The sequence below is a fragment of the Nocardiopsis sp. LOL_012 genome (assembly GCF_048060475.1).
Lineage (GTDB): Bacteria > Actinomycetota > Actinomycetes > Streptosporangiales > Streptosporangiaceae > Nocardiopsis.
In genome coordinates this window covers 21,458-35,646 of sequence record NZ_JBHMIV010000007.1, presented here as the reverse complement: position 1 = coordinate 35,646, position 14,189 = coordinate 21,458, and the positions used below count along the sequence as shown (strand labels likewise).

15 protein-coding genes are annotated in these 14,189 nt (G+C 71.1%); 9 read left to right on the top strand and 6 right to left on the bottom strand.

What is annotated here, in order from left to right:
* Nucleotides 1–3: 3 nt before the first annotated feature.
* The 4 genes from atpD to ACFHWE_RS06390 all read left to right on the top strand — a co-directional run bounded on the left by atpD (nucleotide 4) and on the right by ACFHWE_RS06390 (nucleotide 2,784).
* Nucleotides 4–1,449 carry a F0F1 ATP synthase subunit beta gene (atpD, locus tag ACFHWE_RS06405; RefSeq protein ID WP_416599679.1) on the top strand — a complete coding sequence of 482 codons (1,446 nt, stop codon included), beginning with the start codon at nucleotides 4–6 and terminating at the stop codon, nucleotides 1,447–1,449.
* A 72-nt stretch (nucleotides 1,450–1,521) separates the two neighbouring features.
* Nucleotides 1,522–1,911, top strand: coding sequence for a F0F1 ATP synthase subunit epsilon (locus tag ACFHWE_RS06400; protein ID WP_416599678.1), 390 nt, complete (start codon nucleotides 1,522–1,524; stop codon nucleotides 1,909–1,911).
* Nucleotides 1,912–1,940: 29 nt separating this feature from the next.
* Nucleotides 1,941–2,444, top strand: a complete 504-nt coding sequence (locus ACFHWE_RS06395; RefSeq protein WP_416599677.1) for a DUF2550 domain-containing protein — start codon at nucleotides 1,941–1,943, stop codon at nucleotides 2,442–2,444.
* 46 nt (nucleotides 2,445–2,490) lie between these two features.
* A complete protein-coding gene (locus tag ACFHWE_RS06390; RefSeq protein WP_416599676.1) occupies nucleotides 2,491–2,784 on the top strand; it encodes an MTH1187 family thiamine-binding protein in 294 nt (97 codons plus the stop codon).
* Nucleotides 2,785–2,790: 6 nt separating this feature from the next.
* Here ACFHWE_RS06390 and ACFHWE_RS06385 read toward each other — a convergent pair whose 3' ends face one another.
* The 4 genes from ACFHWE_RS06385 to nucS form a co-directional block, all read right to left on the bottom strand.
* Nucleotides 2,791–3,387, bottom strand: coding sequence for a cob(I)yrinic acid a,c-diamide adenosyltransferase (locus ACFHWE_RS06385; protein ID WP_416599675.1), 597 nt, complete (start codon nucleotides 3,385–3,387; stop codon nucleotides 2,791–2,793).
* Nucleotides 3,388–3,699: 312 nt separating this feature from the next.
* Nucleotides 3,700–5,280 carry a M20/M25/M40 family metallo-hydrolase gene (locus tag ACFHWE_RS06380; RefSeq protein ID WP_416599674.1) on the bottom strand — a complete coding sequence of 527 codons (1,581 nt, stop codon included), beginning with the start codon at nucleotides 5,278–5,280 and terminating at the stop codon, nucleotides 3,700–3,702.
* Between the two features lie 215 nt (nucleotides 5,281–5,495).
* Complete coding sequence (locus ACFHWE_RS06375; protein WP_416599673.1) at nucleotides 5,496–6,161, bottom strand: DUF1707 SHOCT-like domain-containing protein; 666 nt, start codon at nucleotides 6,159–6,161, stop codon at nucleotides 5,496–5,498.
* Nucleotides 6,162–6,226: 65 nt separating this feature from the next.
* Nucleotides 6,227–6,904: an endonuclease NucS gene (nucS, locus tag ACFHWE_RS06370; protein ID WP_416599793.1), complete on the bottom strand. Its 678-nt coding sequence runs from the start codon at nucleotides 6,902–6,904 to the stop codon at nucleotides 6,227–6,229.
* A 159-nt stretch (nucleotides 6,905–7,063) separates the two neighbouring features.
* Here nucS and ACFHWE_RS06365 point away from each other — a divergent pair, with 159 nt between their 5' ends.
* The 3 genes from ACFHWE_RS06365 to ACFHWE_RS06355 all read left to right on the top strand — a co-directional run bounded on the left by ACFHWE_RS06365 (nucleotide 7,064) and on the right by ACFHWE_RS06355 (nucleotide 9,485).
* A complete protein-coding gene (locus tag ACFHWE_RS06365; protein ID WP_416599672.1) occupies nucleotides 7,064–8,251 on the top strand; it encodes a 3-hydroxybutyryl-CoA dehydrogenase in 1,188 nt (395 codons plus the stop codon).
* Nucleotides 8,252–8,386: 135 nt separating this feature from the next.
* Nucleotides 8,387–8,713, top strand: a complete 327-nt coding sequence (locus ACFHWE_RS06360) for an ATP/GTP-binding protein (RefSeq protein ID WP_416599671.1) — start codon at nucleotides 8,387–8,389, stop codon at nucleotides 8,711–8,713.
* Between the two features lie 31 nt (nucleotides 8,714–8,744).
* Nucleotides 8,745–9,485 (top strand): alpha/beta hydrolase, encoded by a 741-nt coding sequence (locus ACFHWE_RS06355; RefSeq protein ID WP_416599670.1) that lies wholly within the window; start codon nucleotides 8,745–8,747, stop codon nucleotides 9,483–9,485.
* Between the two features lie 249 nt (nucleotides 9,486–9,734).
* On the opposite strand, the gene ACFHWE_RS06350 is transcribed toward ACFHWE_RS06355, so the two are convergent.
* Nucleotides 9,735–11,003 (bottom strand): DivIVA domain-containing protein, encoded by a 1,269-nt coding sequence (locus ACFHWE_RS06350; protein ID WP_416599669.1) that lies wholly within the window; start codon nucleotides 11,001–11,003, stop codon nucleotides 9,735–9,737.
* 308 nt (nucleotides 11,004–11,311) lie between these two features.
* Nucleotides 11,312–11,770 carry a methylmalonyl-CoA epimerase gene (gene mce, locus ACFHWE_RS06345; protein WP_416599668.1) on the bottom strand — a complete coding sequence of 153 codons (459 nt, stop codon included), beginning with the start codon at nucleotides 11,768–11,770 and terminating at the stop codon, nucleotides 11,312–11,314.
* A gap of 85 nt (nucleotides 11,771–11,855) precedes the next feature.
* Between mce and ACFHWE_RS06340 the strand changes: the two genes are divergently transcribed.
* Nucleotides 11,856–13,043 carry an acetyl-CoA C-acetyltransferase gene (locus tag ACFHWE_RS06340; protein ID WP_416599667.1) on the top strand — a complete coding sequence of 396 codons (1,188 nt, stop codon included), beginning with the start codon at nucleotides 11,856–11,858 and terminating at the stop codon, nucleotides 13,041–13,043.
* Nucleotides 13,043–14,005 carry a methylmalonyl Co-A mutase-associated GTPase MeaB gene (gene meaB, locus ACFHWE_RS06335; RefSeq protein WP_416599666.1) on the top strand — a complete coding sequence of 321 codons (963 nt, stop codon included), beginning with the start codon at nucleotides 13,043–13,045 and terminating at the stop codon, nucleotides 14,003–14,005. The genes ACFHWE_RS06340 and meaB overlap by 1 nt, the downstream gene beginning before the upstream one ends.
* Nucleotides 14,006–14,189 lie beyond the last annotated feature (184 nt).

Sequence of the window (14,189 nt, the reverse complement as noted above, 5' to 3'; positions counted from 1 at the left end):
AAAGTGACTGCGACTGTTGAAGAGACGGCTGGGGCTGGCACCGCCACCGGCCGTATCGCCCGGGTCACCGGCCCGGTCGTCGACGTGGAGTTCCCCGTCGGCTCGATGCCCGCCATCTACAACGCCCTGCACACCGACGTCACCGTCGGCGGCACCACCAAGACCATCACCATGGAGGTCGCCCAGCACCTGGGGGACAACCTGGTCCGCGCCATCTCCCTGGCCCCGCAGGACGGCCTCGTCCGCGGTGCCGAGGTGCGTGACACCGGTGAGGCCATCAGCGTGCCCGTCGGCGACGTCGTCAAGGGCCACGTGTTCAACACCCTCGGCGAGTCCATGGACGTGCCGACCTCGGAGCTGGGCGTCACCGAGCGCTGGCCGATCCACCGCGAGGCTCCGGCCTTCGACCAGCTTGAGTCCAAGACCGAGATGATGGTCACGGGCATCAAGGTCATCGACCTGCTCACCCCGTACGTGCGCGGTGGGAAGATCGGTCTGTTCGGTGGCGCCGGTGTCGGCAAGACCGTGCTGATCCAGGAGATGATCACCCGTATCGCCCGCAACTTCGGTGGTGTGTCCGTCTTCGCCGGTGTCGGCGAGCGCACCCGTGAGGGGACGGACCTCTTCCTGGAGATGGACGAGATGGAGGTCCTCCAGGACACCGCGCTCGTCTTCGGCCAGATGGACGAGCCCCCGGGCACCCGTCTGCGCGTGGCGCTGTCCGCTCTGACGATGGCGGAGTACTTCCGCGACGTCCAGAAGCAGGACGTGCTCCTGTTCATCGACAACATCTTCCGTTTCACCCAGGCGGGTTCGGAGGTCTCCACGCTGTTGGGCCGCATGCCCTCCGCCGTGGGCTACCAGCCCAACCTGGCCGACGAGATGGGTCAGCTCCAGGAGCGGATCACCTCGACCCGCGGCCACTCGATCACCTCGATGCAGGCGATCTACGTCCCCGCGGACGACTACACCGACCCGGCGCCGGCGACCACGTTCGCCCACCTGGACGCGACGACCGAGCTCTCCCGCCCGATCTCGCAGAAGGGCATCTACCCGGCGGTGGACCCGCTGACCTCCACCTCCCGCATCCTCGACCCGCAGTACGTGGGCGAGGAGCACTACCAGGTGGCCCAGCGGGTCAAGGAGATCCTCCAGCGCAACAAGGACCTCCAGGACCAGATCGCCATCCTCGGTATGGACGAGCTGTCCGAAGAGGACAAGATCACCGTCAACCGCGCCCGCCGCATCGAGCGCTTCCTGTCGCAGAACATGTTCGTGGCGGAGAAGTTCACTGGCAACCCGGGCGTCTTCGTGCCGCTGGAGGAGACCATCGCCTCCTTCAAGGCGCTGTGCGACGGTGAGTACGACCACCTGCCCGAGCAGGCCTTCCTCGACGTCGGCAACATCCAGATGGCCGTCGAGAAGGCCGAGAAGCTGCAGGGCGAGTAAGACGGACGGTCGGCCCCGCCCCGGCGGGGCCGACCTGCCTGATTCCGCCCACGAGCCGAGGAGTTTGTGGCAGTGTCGAAGAAGCTGTTCGTCGAGATCGTCTCGCCCGAGCGTGAGGTTTGGGCCGGCGAGGGCGACATGGTCATCGCCAAGACCGTTGAGGGCGAGATCGGTATCCAGCCCGGTCACGTCCCGGTGCTGGCCCTGCTCGCGGAGGACGCCGTCGTCCGTGTCCTGGGGGCCCGGGAGACTGGCGAGGTGAAGGCGGCCGCGCACAGCGGGTTCGTCTCGGTCAGCGGTGAGGGACGCGTGTCGATCCTCGCCGAGACCGCCGAGCTGGCCGAGGACGTCGACGTGGACCGTGCGCGCAGGGCGCTGTCGGAGGCGGTCGAGGAGGGCGACAGTGACGCCCTGGGCCGTGCACGCAGCCGTCTGCGCGCGGTGGGCGAGGACGTCGCCTAACACATCCTGCGGCCGACCGAGAGGTGGATATGGAGCGGCTGTACTCCGCGCAGGCGGGGATGGTCCCGTGGACGGGGACCGCCCAGTGGGTGGCCCTCGGCCTGCTCCTGATCCTCGGGGCGGCGCTGTCGTGGATCGCGCTGCGCCGCTGGGTGCTCATCCGGCGGGGCGGCGCGGTGGAGTGCTACCTCCGGGCTCCGGGCAGGCGGGGGCCCCGGGGGGCCTGGCGGATCGGTTTCGCCAGGTACGGCACGCAGAGCCTCGCGTGGTTCCCGGTCTTCTCCCTCAGGCCGCGGCCGACGGCAAAGCTGTCGCGCCGCGGCCTTGCCGTTGTCGGCAGGCGTTCGCCCGACGCGTCCGACCGCGCCCACCTGCCGGGTGACGTGAGTGTCGTCCGCCTCGCCTGGAGCGACGGGGACGGCGGCGAGTCCTCCGAGGGCACCGTGTACGAGATCGCGATGGGGGACGGCGCCCTCACCGGCTTCCTGTCCTGGATGGAGTCGATGCCGCCCGGGACACATTGGGAGGCCTGAGTGTCGCTCTTCACAGCGGCGGTCATCGGTCCCTAGGGTGGGACCCATGATCGTCGCTTTCTCTGTGTCCCCGCTCGGTACCAGTGAGTCCGTCGCGCCCGCAGTCGCCCGCGCGGTGAGGGTGGTGCGCGAGAGCGGCCTGCCCAACGAGACCACCGCCATGTTCACCAGCGTCGAGGGTGAGTGGGACGAGGTGATGGACGTGGTCAAGCGCGCCGTGCAGGCCGCGGGTGAGGGCGCCCACCGGGTCAGCCTCACCCTGAAGGCGGACATCCGCGAAGGGATGACCGACGGCCTCACCTCGAAGGTGGAGCACCTGGAGCGCGAACTCTCCGAATAGCCCGCGCTAACGCTCTCCGCCCGGCTTCCACAGCACCTCGTCCCCGTCCCCGGCGACGTAGCGGCCGAGGATGAACAGCAGGTCGGAGAGGCGGTTGAGGTAGCGCGCGGTGAGCGGGTTGACCGTTTCGCCGTGTTCACCGATCGCCGCCCACACGCTGCGCTCGGCCCTGCGCACCACGATGCGCGCGGTGTGTGCCAGCGCGACCGTGGGGGAGCCGCCGGGCAGGATGAAGCTGCGCAGGGTGGGCAGGCCGGCGTTGTAGGTGTCGCAGGCCTCCTCCAGCCGGGTGACGTACTCCGGCAGGACGCGCAGGGGCGGGAACTCCGGGTCCGGCACGACCGGTGTGGACAGGTCCGCGCCGAGGTCGAACAGTTCGTTCTGCACGCGCCGCAGGAGTGTGCGCACGTCGTCGGGGACCTCGCCCGTGGCCAGCATGAGTCCGATGGCGGCGTTGGCCTCCTCGGTGTCGGCGTAGGCCACGAGCCGTGTGTCGTTCTTCCCGGTCCGGCTCATGTCGCCGAGAGCGGTGGTCCCGTCGTCCCCCGTGCGGGTGTAGATCCTCGACAGTACGACCGGTTCGTCCGTGTCCCGTTTGCTCATGCCACCAGCCTAGAACGCGTTTCGCGCGGGACGGTGTCCAGCGGCCGTATCCGGGCTTGGCCGATCGTGTTGTGACCGAGGATAACCGTTTGATCTCATGGGGTTCATGTGCTCTGAGTCACTGATAGCGTGTTGCACACGGGGAGCTACTCAACGTGGTTTCCGTGCGGTGTCGGTCGCGCATCCGAGGCGGTTGGTGAGGGGGTCGCCCGGGTGCAGCGGAGGGGGAGGCGCCGCGCGGGGCGGACGGCGTGGAACCGGGGGGTTCACGCCGTCCGCCCCGTCTGTCCGAAGGGGCGTTGCGCGCCGTTCCTAGCGGAGCCACTCCTGGCCCAGCCTCGCGAACTCGGGCCCCGCGGCCCTGCGCAGCACACCGTTCACCGGGAGGGTGCTCTCGGCGAAGAACTCGATCCCGTGGGCGCCGGCGTCGGACAGCTCGTCCAGGGAGTCGCGGTTGACGTTGGCCAGGGTGTCCTCCGCGGTGTGGTAATACGGGTCGAAGGTCTCGCCCGCGACCCCGCCGTACCACTCCACCTGTTCCTCGGTCTTGACCCCGTCGGCGCCGCTGAACAGGCCGCCGACCGGAATCCCCGCTTGGGCGAAGGGCGCGTAGTCGCTGCGGCCGCTCAGCACGCCCGGTTCGCTGACCTGCCCCCGGTCCTCGAAGTACTCCGCGAAGACCTGGGCGATCGCCCCGGAACCGGAGGGCGCCTGTCCCGATCCGGGCAGCTCCATGCCGCCGTCCAGGACGAACCGGGCGTAGTTGTGGGAGCCGATCATGTCGAAGTTGAGGTACAGGGCGATGTCGTCGACCTGTTCGGCGCTCAGCCCCTCGACGTACTCGGTGGAGCCGACCAGGCCGCTCTCCTCGGTGCCCCAGAAGGCGAAGCGGACCTTGTTGTTCGGATCGTCCTGCCGGGCCAACTGGATGGCGCTCTCCAGGAGGAAGGCGACACCGCTGCCGTTGTCGTTGACGCCCGCCCCCTCCTCGACGCTGTCGAGGTGGCCGCCGGCCACCACGACGTTGTCGCCGCTCCCGCCCTCGGTCTCGGCGATGACGTTGAAGGACTCGCGGGTCTCGGTGAGGGAGTCCACCGCCACCCGCAGCTCCAGCCCCTCGCCCGCGGCGAGCAGCGGTGCGCCCGCGGCGCCGGAGACGCCGAGCACCGGGATCTCGGAGGGGGTGGACACGGTTCCCGAGAACACCTCGTCGGCGCTGTTGACGACCAGGACGGCGGCGGCCCCGGCGTCGGCCGCGTTCTGGGTCTTCAACGCGAAGGAGCAGGCACCGCGCACGGTGATCGCGATGGCTCCCTCGGGGAAGCCCGCGAAGTCCTCGGGCGTACAGCCGCTGTCACCGCTGTCGGCGTCCACCGCCACGGCCGGGGCGGTCACGTCGCCGGCGGCCGAGTAGGCCATGCTGATGTAATCGGTACCGACCTCGTAGCCGACCGGGTCGGAGCCGGTCCGGCTCAGGACCGCGTCGGAGAGCTCCTCCCAGGCCGTGTACTCGTAGGTGTCGCGGTAGGGCTCGTACCCGGCCCGCTCCAACTGGTTCTCCACGTACAGGGCGGCGACGTCGTAGCCGGGGGTGCCCGAGGCGCGGTTGCCGCCGTTGTAGCGGGCGATGGTGGCGAGGTTGGCCATGTGGCGCTCGATCCGCCAGGCGGTCACCCGGTCCGGGAGCGACCTGTCGTGTCTGTCGTGTCTGTCAGGCCATCCGGCGCGGTCGTGTGTGTGCTCGGGGGCGTTGTCCTGCGGGTCCGCGTGGGCCGGCGCCGCCAGGGCCAGGGAGGCGGCGGCTGTCAGAACGGCGGTGAGCCCGGCCGCCGTCCGCCGTCCGGCGGGAAGGTCCTTCCGGCGTCGTCGGGCGCGGGGGTGGGTCGGATGCAACGGTGCTCCTCCGGTACGGGGGCCGTCACGCCCTTGCGGGGGGACGGACACCTCGGTGGGTGATGGGACCGTTGCCATCCGACACCGGCGGAGCGCGTTCGACAAGTACCTCTACGTGAGATTGCCGCAATCGGCCACAAAGCTGACAGAACAGCCGCCGCTGTGATCTGATTCGCCCTTACACCCGCGGAGCACCGGGCGGATGCGAGAGAGGATCAGTCCCCGTCCTCCTCGCGCTGGTAGGCGCGCCGCTTGTACCTGACCTCCACACCGCCCATCACGGCCAGACCTCGGATGTGCACGATCGGGGCGTCGGAGGGCACCGTGCTCGGCTGGCGCAGGCCCCCGCTGAACCCGCCCATGATCGGTAGCCCGTGGACGCGCACCTGGACGTCGTCGGGCACCCGGATCTCGACCCCGCCCATGACGGCGCCCACCCAGATGCTCGTCTCGCGCGAGGTGAAGTACGCCTCGCGCAGGTCCAGCTCCACCCCGCCCATGAGCGCGGTGGCGAAGAACTGCTTGGGCACCACCCAGCTTCCGGCCCGGTCGGCCCCGCCCATGATCGCGATCGCCAGGCGGCTGGTGGGACCGGCGGAGGTGATCCGTCCCCCGGCGGGGCGGGGCGAGTGGAAGTCGGCCGGGACCGCGACGGACCCGGTCCCCTCGTCCGGTGCGGGCAGGTCCTCGGTCAGGGGGACCAGTTCACCGAGGGTCTTGGCCCGGTAGACGGCGTCCAGGCGCTCGCTGTGTTCGTCCGGGTCGAGCCTGCCCTCGGCGAGGGCCTCCCGCAGTCTGTGGGCGACCGAGTCGCGGTCGGCGTCCGAGGCGCGCATCCGGCCGCGGTCCGAAGGGGGGATCTCGCTCATGCTCCCAACCATAGTTCGATCCTCCCGCCCACGGCGCCCCGCGCGCATCGGGGACGGGCCCTGAGGCGGCCCCGAGGTCAGAACAGGCGGAGGACGTCCGGCTCGATCCCGCGCAGCTCGTCGTAGTCCAGCACCACGCAGGAAATCCCCCGGTCCTCGGCCAGAACCCGGGCCTGCGGCTTGATCTCCTGGGCCGCGAAGACCCCGTGCACCGGGGCCAGGGTGGGGTCCCGGTTGAGCAGTTCCAGGTAGCGGGTCAGTTGCTCCACGCCGTCGATCTCGCCGCGCCGCTTCAGCTCCACGGCGACCGTGGCCCCCTCCGCGTCGCGGCACAGGATGTCGACCGGCCCGATGGCGGTCGGGTACTCGCGGCGGATCAGGGTGTAGCCCTCCCCGAGCGTGGTGATGTGCTCGGCGAGCAGCTCCTGGAGGTGCGCCTCGACGCCGTCCTTCTGGAGGCCGGGGTCCCGGCCCAGTTCGTGTGAACTGTCGTGCATGACCTCTTCGACGGTCAGCACGAGTTTCTCGCCCGACTTGCCGTGGGTGACCGTCCAGACGTCGGGTCCGTCGGCCACGGTCTCCTCACGGAGCTTGCACGGCGGGTTCATCCAGTTCAGCGGTTTGAAGGCCCGATCGTCGGCGTGGATGGACACGCTTCCGTCCGCCTTGACGAGGATCAGGCGGGGGGCCATGGGCAGGTGTGCGGTGAGCCGGCCGACGTAGTCGACGCTGCACCGGGCGATGACGAGACGCACGGCGGTCACGTTACCGCCTCCCGGAAGCGGACGGGCCCGGATTCGTGGGCCCGGAACGGCGTGTGCGGGGTCCGCCCTGTGTTACTGGCCAGTAGCCTTGGTGGCGTCCAAGAGGCGGCACCACCCTCCGGGTGGGGCCTTCGGTCTAGGGTGGGGCTCATGTTGCAGGAATTCACGAAGGTCGGAGTGGTCGGGCTCGGCACGATGGGAGCGGGCATCGCCGAGGTGTTCGCCCGCGCCGGGTTCGACGTCACTGGAGTCGAGATCGACCAGGCGGCCCTCGAACGCGGCCGCGGCCACGTCGACACCTCCCTGTCCCGAGCGGTCGCCAAGGAACGGATCACCGGGGACGAGCGCGCCGCGATCGACGCCCGACTCACGTTCACCACCTCCCGAGAGGACCTCTCGGACGCGGACTTCGTCGTCGAGGCCGTGCCCGAGCGCATGGACCTCAAGCGCGACGTCTTCGGCGACCTGGACCGAATCTGCCCACCGGGAACGGTCCTGGCCACCAACACCTCCTCGCTGTCGGTCACCGAGATCGCCGCGCTCACCAGCCGCCCCGACAAGGTCGTCGGCCTGCACTTCTTCAACCCGGCACCGGTCATGAAGCTGGTCGAGGTCGTCACCACCGTCGCCACCGGGCCGGAGATGACCGCCGTCGCCACCGAGGTGGCCAAGCGCATCGGCAAGACGCCCGTCACGGTCGGGGACCGCGCCGGGTTCGTCGCCAACGCGCTCCTGGTGCCCTACATCAACGACGCCGTCCGCCTCTATGAGCGGGGCGTGGCCACCCGTGAGGAGATCGACGCCTCCGTCCGCAAGGCCGCGAACCTGCCCATGGGGCCGCTCACACTCGCAGACATGGTCGGCCTGGACGTGTGCCTGGCCGTCATGGACGTGCTGTGGGAGGAGTTCCGCGACCCCCGGTACGCCGCCGCCCCGCTGCTGCGCCGGATGGTGGCCGCGGGCCGCCTCGGCCGCAAGACCGGCCGTGGCTTCTACGAGGGCAAGGACGATCCCGCAGAGCCGGACCGCACCAGCCGTCTCGCGGAGATGGTCCGCGAGGAGGAGCTCCTGGACCTGGGCGAGATGCTCCTCGCCCCGCAGATCGACGACGCCCTGCGCATGATCGGCGACGGCTACGCCACGGCCGCCGACGTCGACACCGCCATGCGGTTCGGCTGCGGCTACCCCAAGGGCCCGACCGAACTCCTGGAGGAGCGCGGCGCCGAGTCCGTCGTCACGACCCTGGTCGCCATGGGCGAGTACGGCCTGACCACGATCGCGGCCCCAGCGCCGCTGCTCATGGACCGGCTGCCCGACGCCGAGCACGACCACCACTGAGGCCGCCGGGTCCCGGGGCGCCCGAGCACCGCCCGATCCCTCGTCCGGTCGACAGGCAACGAGCGGGAGCAGCGCGAGCGGCGTCCCGAGCCCGCGAGGGACCGTAGGCACAGCCGAGCTCCTACCCTGGAACGTGTGAGCCCGCGCCGAAACTCTTCCCGCCGCAAGTCCTCCCGTGGTCGCCGCGCCTCCGGAGGCCCGCCCGACGAGGACGCCCTCATGCTGCGTATCACCGGGGGCCAGCGCCGGGAGACCGGCCCCGACGGCGAGTGGGTGACGCGCCGTATCCCCGGGGCGTCGGCCACCAAGGTCTACCGGTGCCCCGGGTGCGCCCAGGAGATCCCCCTCGGTATGCCCCACGTCGTCGCCTGGCGTCCCTACGGCGACGGCGGGGACCGGCGCCACTGGCACTCCTCATGCTGGGACCGGCGCGCCAGCCGGTCCCCCAGATCCCCCTACTGACCGCGGCCCACCACCGGAAATTCGAGGAACCATGGAGATCCGAGCCACCACGGTGTTGCCCGCCGTACGCCGGCCCATCACGCTGCACACCGCCGACGGGCTGGAGCTGGTCGGCGAACTCGCCCTGCCCGAGGGCGGGGAGCCCGTCGCCACGCTGGTGTGCCTGCACCCGCTGCCCACCGCCGAGGGCATGATGGACAGCCATGTGCTGCGCAAGGCGTCGTTCCGCCTGCCGGCCCTGGCGAACGTCGCCGTGCTGCGGTTCAACACCCGCGGGACGTCCTCGCGCCACGGCACCAGCGAGGGCGAGTTCGGCGAGGGGGAGACCGAGCGGCACGACGTGCTGGCGGCCATCGAGTTCACCGAGTTCGAGGAACTGCCGAACCCCTGGCTCCTCGGCTGGTCCTTCGGCACCGAACTGGCCCTCAAGTGGGGGTGCGACCCCCAGGTGCGGGGCGCGATCCTGCTGTCGCCTCCGCTGCACCGCGCCGACGAGTCGGACATGGCGGTGTGGGACGGGTCCGGCAAGCCGGTCGTGGCGCTCGTCCCCGAGCACGACGACTACCTCAGGCCCGACGAGGCCCGAAAGCGGTTCGCGCCGCTCGGCCAGGCGGAGGTCGTCGGGGTCGACGGTGCCAAGCACCTGTGGGTGGGCGAGCCCTACGTCCGGCGTGTGCTCGACGAGATCGTCCGGTGCGTCAACCCCGCGGCCCACCCGTTGCCCACCGAGTGGGACGGCCCCCACGAGCGGGACGTCATGCCCCTGGCCTGACCAAAGGCCCGGAACCGGCGAGGGCCCACACCGAGCGGCGAGGCCGTGGCCTTGAAGCCGTGACCGGCCTCGAACAGGTCTACAGCGGCAGCGCGCTGCTCGCTGGTGAGCGAACTATGCGGGTTCATGCACATACTCCCCGGAAGCGGAACCGATTTCTCAGTCCAACTTCCGGGGAGCAGTTCAAACGCTCGGTGCGGGCCCTTTGTCAGGTGACCGGGGAGGGTCGGCCGCTGCGCGGCCGGCTCCCTACTCCTCCCACCAGTTCTCGTCGTCCTCGGCGCCCTTGCCGGCCGCGGCCGGCTGCTTGGCGGCGGGCGCCTCCTGCTGGATCGCCGCGGGTGCGGGCGCCGGCGGGGCGGCCGGGACCGGGGCACCGCCGCCACCGAGGAGCTGGCGCAGTTGCTGGAGGTGCGACTGGATGCTGTCGCGCTGCGCGTTGAGCTCGTCGACCTCCTTCTTGGCGGCGGTCATGATGCGGTTGGCCTCCGCCTTGGCGTCGGAGACCCGGTGCTCGGCCTTGGACTTGGCCTCCGCGTCGATCTGGGCCGCGTTCTTCTTGGCGTTGCCGACCAACTGCTTGGCGTGGTTCTCGGCGTCGCGGCGGGTCTGCTCGGCCTGCTGGCTGGCCTTGGTGGCCCGCTGCTCGGCGCTGTTGGCCCGCTCCTCGGCCTCGCTGACCATCTTCTGGGTGGCGGCCTGCGCGGCGGCCAGGCGCTCGGCGTCCTGGCGCTCGGCCTCGGCACGGCGGTCGGCGAGCTGGAGCTCGAACTGGTCCTCGGCCTCGGTCCGGCGGGCCTCGGACTCGGCGGCGGCGCGCTCGGCGTTCTTGATCGTCTCCTCGGCCTGGCTCTTGGCCGACTGGAGCGTCTCGTCCCGCTCGCGCTTGGCCGCGGCGCGGGCCTGGGCGCACTCGCGTTCGGTGGTGGTGCGCAGCTTGGCGATCTCACCCTCGAAGGTGGCGCGCTTCTCCGCGATCTCGTGGTCAACCGCGGAGCGCTTCTTCTGCACCTCGCGTTCGGTGGTGGAGGTCAGCTCGTCGGCCTCGCGGCGGGCCGTGGTGGAGATCTCCTCGGCCTCGGACTCGGCGGACTGGCGCTGCTCGTCGGCCTCTCGCTGGGCGAGGGCCCGCACCTCGGTGGCCTCCGACTCCGCGGCGGCCCGCATCTCCGCGGCCTCGATCTTGGCGGCGGAGCGGATGTCGTTGGCGTCGATCTGCGCGCTCTGGACGAGCTCGTTGGCCTGCTCCTCGGCGAGGCGGAGCAGCTCCTCGATCCGCGAGCCCAGGCCGGAGTAGGAGGGACGCTCGCGCTCCTGGAGCTGGCGGTTCTTCGCGTTCAGCTCGGCCTTGTACTTCTCGGCCTGTTTCGCGGACTGCTCCAGCTCGTTGCGCAGGCCGGCGGCGTAGTCGTCCACCTGGGCGCGGTCGTATCCACGCAGCACCACGTCGAACTCGGGCGGGGTGTTGTCCTCGTTGAAGATGTTGTTGAGCTGGGTGTCAATGTTGTTTGACGACATGTGGCGGGATCCTGAACGGGTGCGAGACGGTTGGCTTGCGAGTGTCCGGGGCGTAAGGAGAGAGGTGCGACGCCCCCGGCGGGCGGGCGGTTCGGGGTGCGCGCGGCCGTCGGACCGCAAGACACGGACCTCGCCGGAATGCGCTCCGGCGGCTAAGTGACTTTATCAAGCGGACCAGCCGTGGGAAGAGGGTTTCGGGTAACTTCCGGCGGGCTGGTGGGTCCTGTCCCCGCCTTGGGGCCCAATCCGTGATGTGTCCGGAACGCCCCTGTGATGTCCGTCTCCGGCCAGGCCGTGGTCTGGACAGTTTAGTCGGCTTGGCCGCAGCTCTCCACCAGTTCGGTGAGTACGCCCCCACAGTCCTTCGGGTGCAGGAACACGATGCGCGAACCGTGGGTGCCCCGGCGGGGCTCGGCGTCCAGGACGCGTACACCGGCCGCGCCGACGGCTCCGGCGCTGTCCGCCACGCCGTGGGTGCCGAACGCGATGTGGTGCACGCCCTCGCCGTTGCGGTCGAGGAACTTCGCCACGGGGGAGTCCGGGCGGGTGGGTTCGAGCAGTTGCAGGTACGTGGCCCCTCCGTCGTCGGTGCCGTTGACCCGCAGCATGGCCTCGCGGACGCCCTGCTCCTCGTTCACCTCCTCGTGCTCGACCTCGAACCCGTAGGTGCGGCGGTAGAACGCGATCGAGGCGTCGAGGTCGCGGCACGCGATCCCCACGTGGTCCAGCCTGGTGAGGCCCGCGGCCGGGCCGGGTACGTCGCTCATGCGCTTCCCTTCGAGGCGTCGGTGAACGCTGTACGGGTATCGTGACAGATCAGTAGCGTTACCCGTCGCATGGAGGCCATACACGATGCCCGGTTCCGTCATCGCGGGTGGGGCCAGGACACCCACCGGCAGACTCCTCGGCTCCCTCGCCGGATTCTCCGCCGCCGACCTCGGGGGGCTGGCGATCAGGGCGGCGCTGGAGCGCGCCGGTATCGACGGCGCGCAGGTCGGATACGTGGTCATGGGACAGGTGCTCCAGGCGGGGGCCGGGCAGATCCCGTCCCGCCAGGCCGCGGTGAAGGCGGGCATCCCCCTGGGGGTCCCCTCCGTCACCATCAACAAGGTGTGCCTGTCGGGCCTGGACGCGATCGCCCTGGCCGACCAGCTCATCACGGCCGGGGAGTTCGACATCGTGGTCGCGGGCGGGATGGAGTCGATGACCAACGCCCCGCACCTGCTGCCCGGGGCCCGCAAGGGGTACAGGTACGGCTCCGTCGAGGTCATCGACGCCACCGCGCACGACGGTCTCACGGACGCCTTCGACAACGAGTCCATGGGCGCCTCGACCGAGCGGTTCAACGCCAAGCTCGGCATCGGCCGCCGGGAGCAGGACGCCTTCGCGGCCCGGTCCCACCAGCGCGCCGCCGCGGCCGCCGCGGAGGGCCGCTTCGCCGACGAGATCGTGCCGGTGGAGATCCCACAGCGCAAGGGCGAGCCGGTCGTCTTCGACACCGACGAGGGAGTCCGCCCCGACACCACCGTGGAGAGCCTGGCCCGGCTGCGCCCGGCCTTCGGCGCCGAGGGCACCATCACCGCCGGGTCCTCCTCGCAGATCTCCGACGGCGCCGCCGCCGTCGTCGTGATGAGCCGCGCCAAGGCGGAGGAACTGGGTGCCCCCGTCCTCGCCGAGATCGGTGCGCACGGCAACGTCGCCGGACCCGACAACTCCCTCCACTCCCAGCCCTCCAACGCGATCGTCCACGCGCTGGGCAAGGCCGGCCGGAGCGTCGGGGACCTCGACCTCGTGGAGATCAACGAGGCGTTCGCCGCCGTGGGCATCCAGTCGGTGAAGGACCTCGGTATCTCCGAGGACCGGGTCAACGTGAACGGCGGCGCCATCGCGCTCGGCCACCCGATCGGCGCCTCCGGGGCGCGTATCGCCCTGCACCTGGTGCACGAGCTGCGGCGCCGGGGCGGCGGGTTCGGAGCCGCGGCGCTCTGCGGGGGCGGTGGCCAGGGCGACGCCCTGCTGTTCTCGGTCCCCTCCGCGTGATGGAGGCCGCCCCGCTGGTCGAGGGGGTTCTGGGCGGTGACCGCAGGTCTCTGGCGCGTGCGCTGACCCTGGTGGAGAATGGCGTGCCCGTGCTGCGCGACATCATGGCGGGCCTGTCCCCCCGCACCGGCCGGGCCCGCGTGGTCGGGTTCACCGGTGCTCCCGGCGTCGGCAAGTCCACCGTCACGAACGCGGTCGTGCGCGCGGCCCGCGGGCGCGGCCTGTCGGTGGCGGTGCTCGCGGTGGACCCCTCGTCCCCGTTCACGGGGGGCGCCCTGCTGGGTGACCGGGTGCGCATGGCCGAGCACGCCACCGACTCCGGTGTCTTCATCCGCTCCATGGCCAACCGGGGCCACCTGGGCGGGCTGTCCTGGGCCGCTCCGCACGCCCTGCGCGTCCTGGACGCCGCCGGGTTCGACCTGGTCCTGGTCGAGACGGTCGGGGTGGGCCAGGCCGAGGTGGAGATCGCCGGGCTGGCGGACACCACGGTGGTGCTGTGCGCGCCGGGGATGGGTGACTCGGTCCAGGCGGCCAAGGCGGGTGTGCTGGAGGTCGCCGACGTCTTCGCGGTGAACAAGGCGGACCACGAGGGGGCCAGGTCGGCCCTGCGCGACCTGCGCCAGATGGTGGCGATGGTCGACCGCGACGAGCACGAGTGGAAGCCGCCGATCGTCATGACGGTGGCCTCCGAGGGAGAGGGGATCGAGGAGCTGTGGGAGCGGCTGGACGGGCACGCCGCCCATCTGGAGTCCTCGGGCGCTCTGGAGGAGCGGCGCCGCGCCCGCGCCCGTGAGGAGGTGCAGGGGATCGTTCTCGACCTGCTGCGCGCCCGTATGGGCGGTGCGGGTGAGAGCAGCGGCCTGGACTCCCTGGCACAGGAGGTCTCCGAGGGCCGGTGCGATCCCTACACCGCCGCGGATCTGCTGCTGAAGGACCTGGGCGCCGGCCCTTCCGGAACGTAGGAGGGGCGGGCGGGCACGTGTGCCCGCCCGCCCCGGTGCTCAGGGCCGAGCCGAAGCGCGCCCGGGAAGGAACCGCGCCGCAGGCGTCGTTTGGGGGCGGTGGCGGGCGACGGGCGGGCGGAGGCCCTGAGCGGGGTTGTGAGTTCGGGCGCCGCCAGTGTTCTGCAGGCGGAGTCTCCGCCGT

Excerpts from the sequence above, each read along its gene's own strand:
- ACFHWE_RS06350 (WP_416599669.1), bottom strand. The coding sequence starts at position 11,003 with ATGTCGTCAAACAACATTGACACCCAGCTCAACAACATCTTCAACGAG.
- ACFHWE_RS06355 (WP_416599670.1), top strand. The coding sequence starts at position 8,745 with ATGGAGATCCGAGCCACCACGGTGTTGCCCGCCGTACGCCGGCCCATC.
- ACFHWE_RS06395 (WP_416599677.1), top strand. The coding sequence starts at position 1,941 with ATGGAGCGGCTGTACTCCGCGCAGGCGGGGATGGTCCCGTGGACGGGG.
- ACFHWE_RS06365 (WP_416599672.1), top strand. The coding sequence starts at position 7,064 with ATGTTGCAGGAATTCACGAAGGTCGGAGTGGTCGGGCTCGGCACGATG.
- ACFHWE_RS06385 (WP_416599675.1), bottom strand. The coding sequence starts at position 3,387 with ATGAGCAAACGGGACACGGACGAACCGGTCGTACTGTCGAGGATCTAC.
- ACFHWE_RS06375 (WP_416599673.1), bottom strand. The coding sequence starts at position 6,161 with ATGGTTGGGAGCATGAGCGAGATCCCCCCTTCGGACCGCGGCCGGATG.
- mce (WP_416599668.1), bottom strand. The coding sequence starts at position 11,770 with ATGAGCGACGTACCCGGCCCGGCCGCGGGCCTCACCAGGCTGGACCAC.
- ACFHWE_RS06340 (WP_416599667.1), top strand. The coding sequence starts at position 11,856 with ATGCCCGGTTCCGTCATCGCGGGTGGGGCCAGGACACCCACCGGCAGA.
- ACFHWE_RS06390 (WP_416599676.1), top strand. The coding sequence starts at position 2,491 with ATGATCGTCGCTTTCTCTGTGTCCCCGCTCGGTACCAGTGAGTCCGTC.
- meaB (WP_416599666.1), top strand. The coding sequence starts at position 13,043 with ATGGAGGCCGCCCCGCTGGTCGAGGGGGTTCTGGGCGGTGACCGCAGG.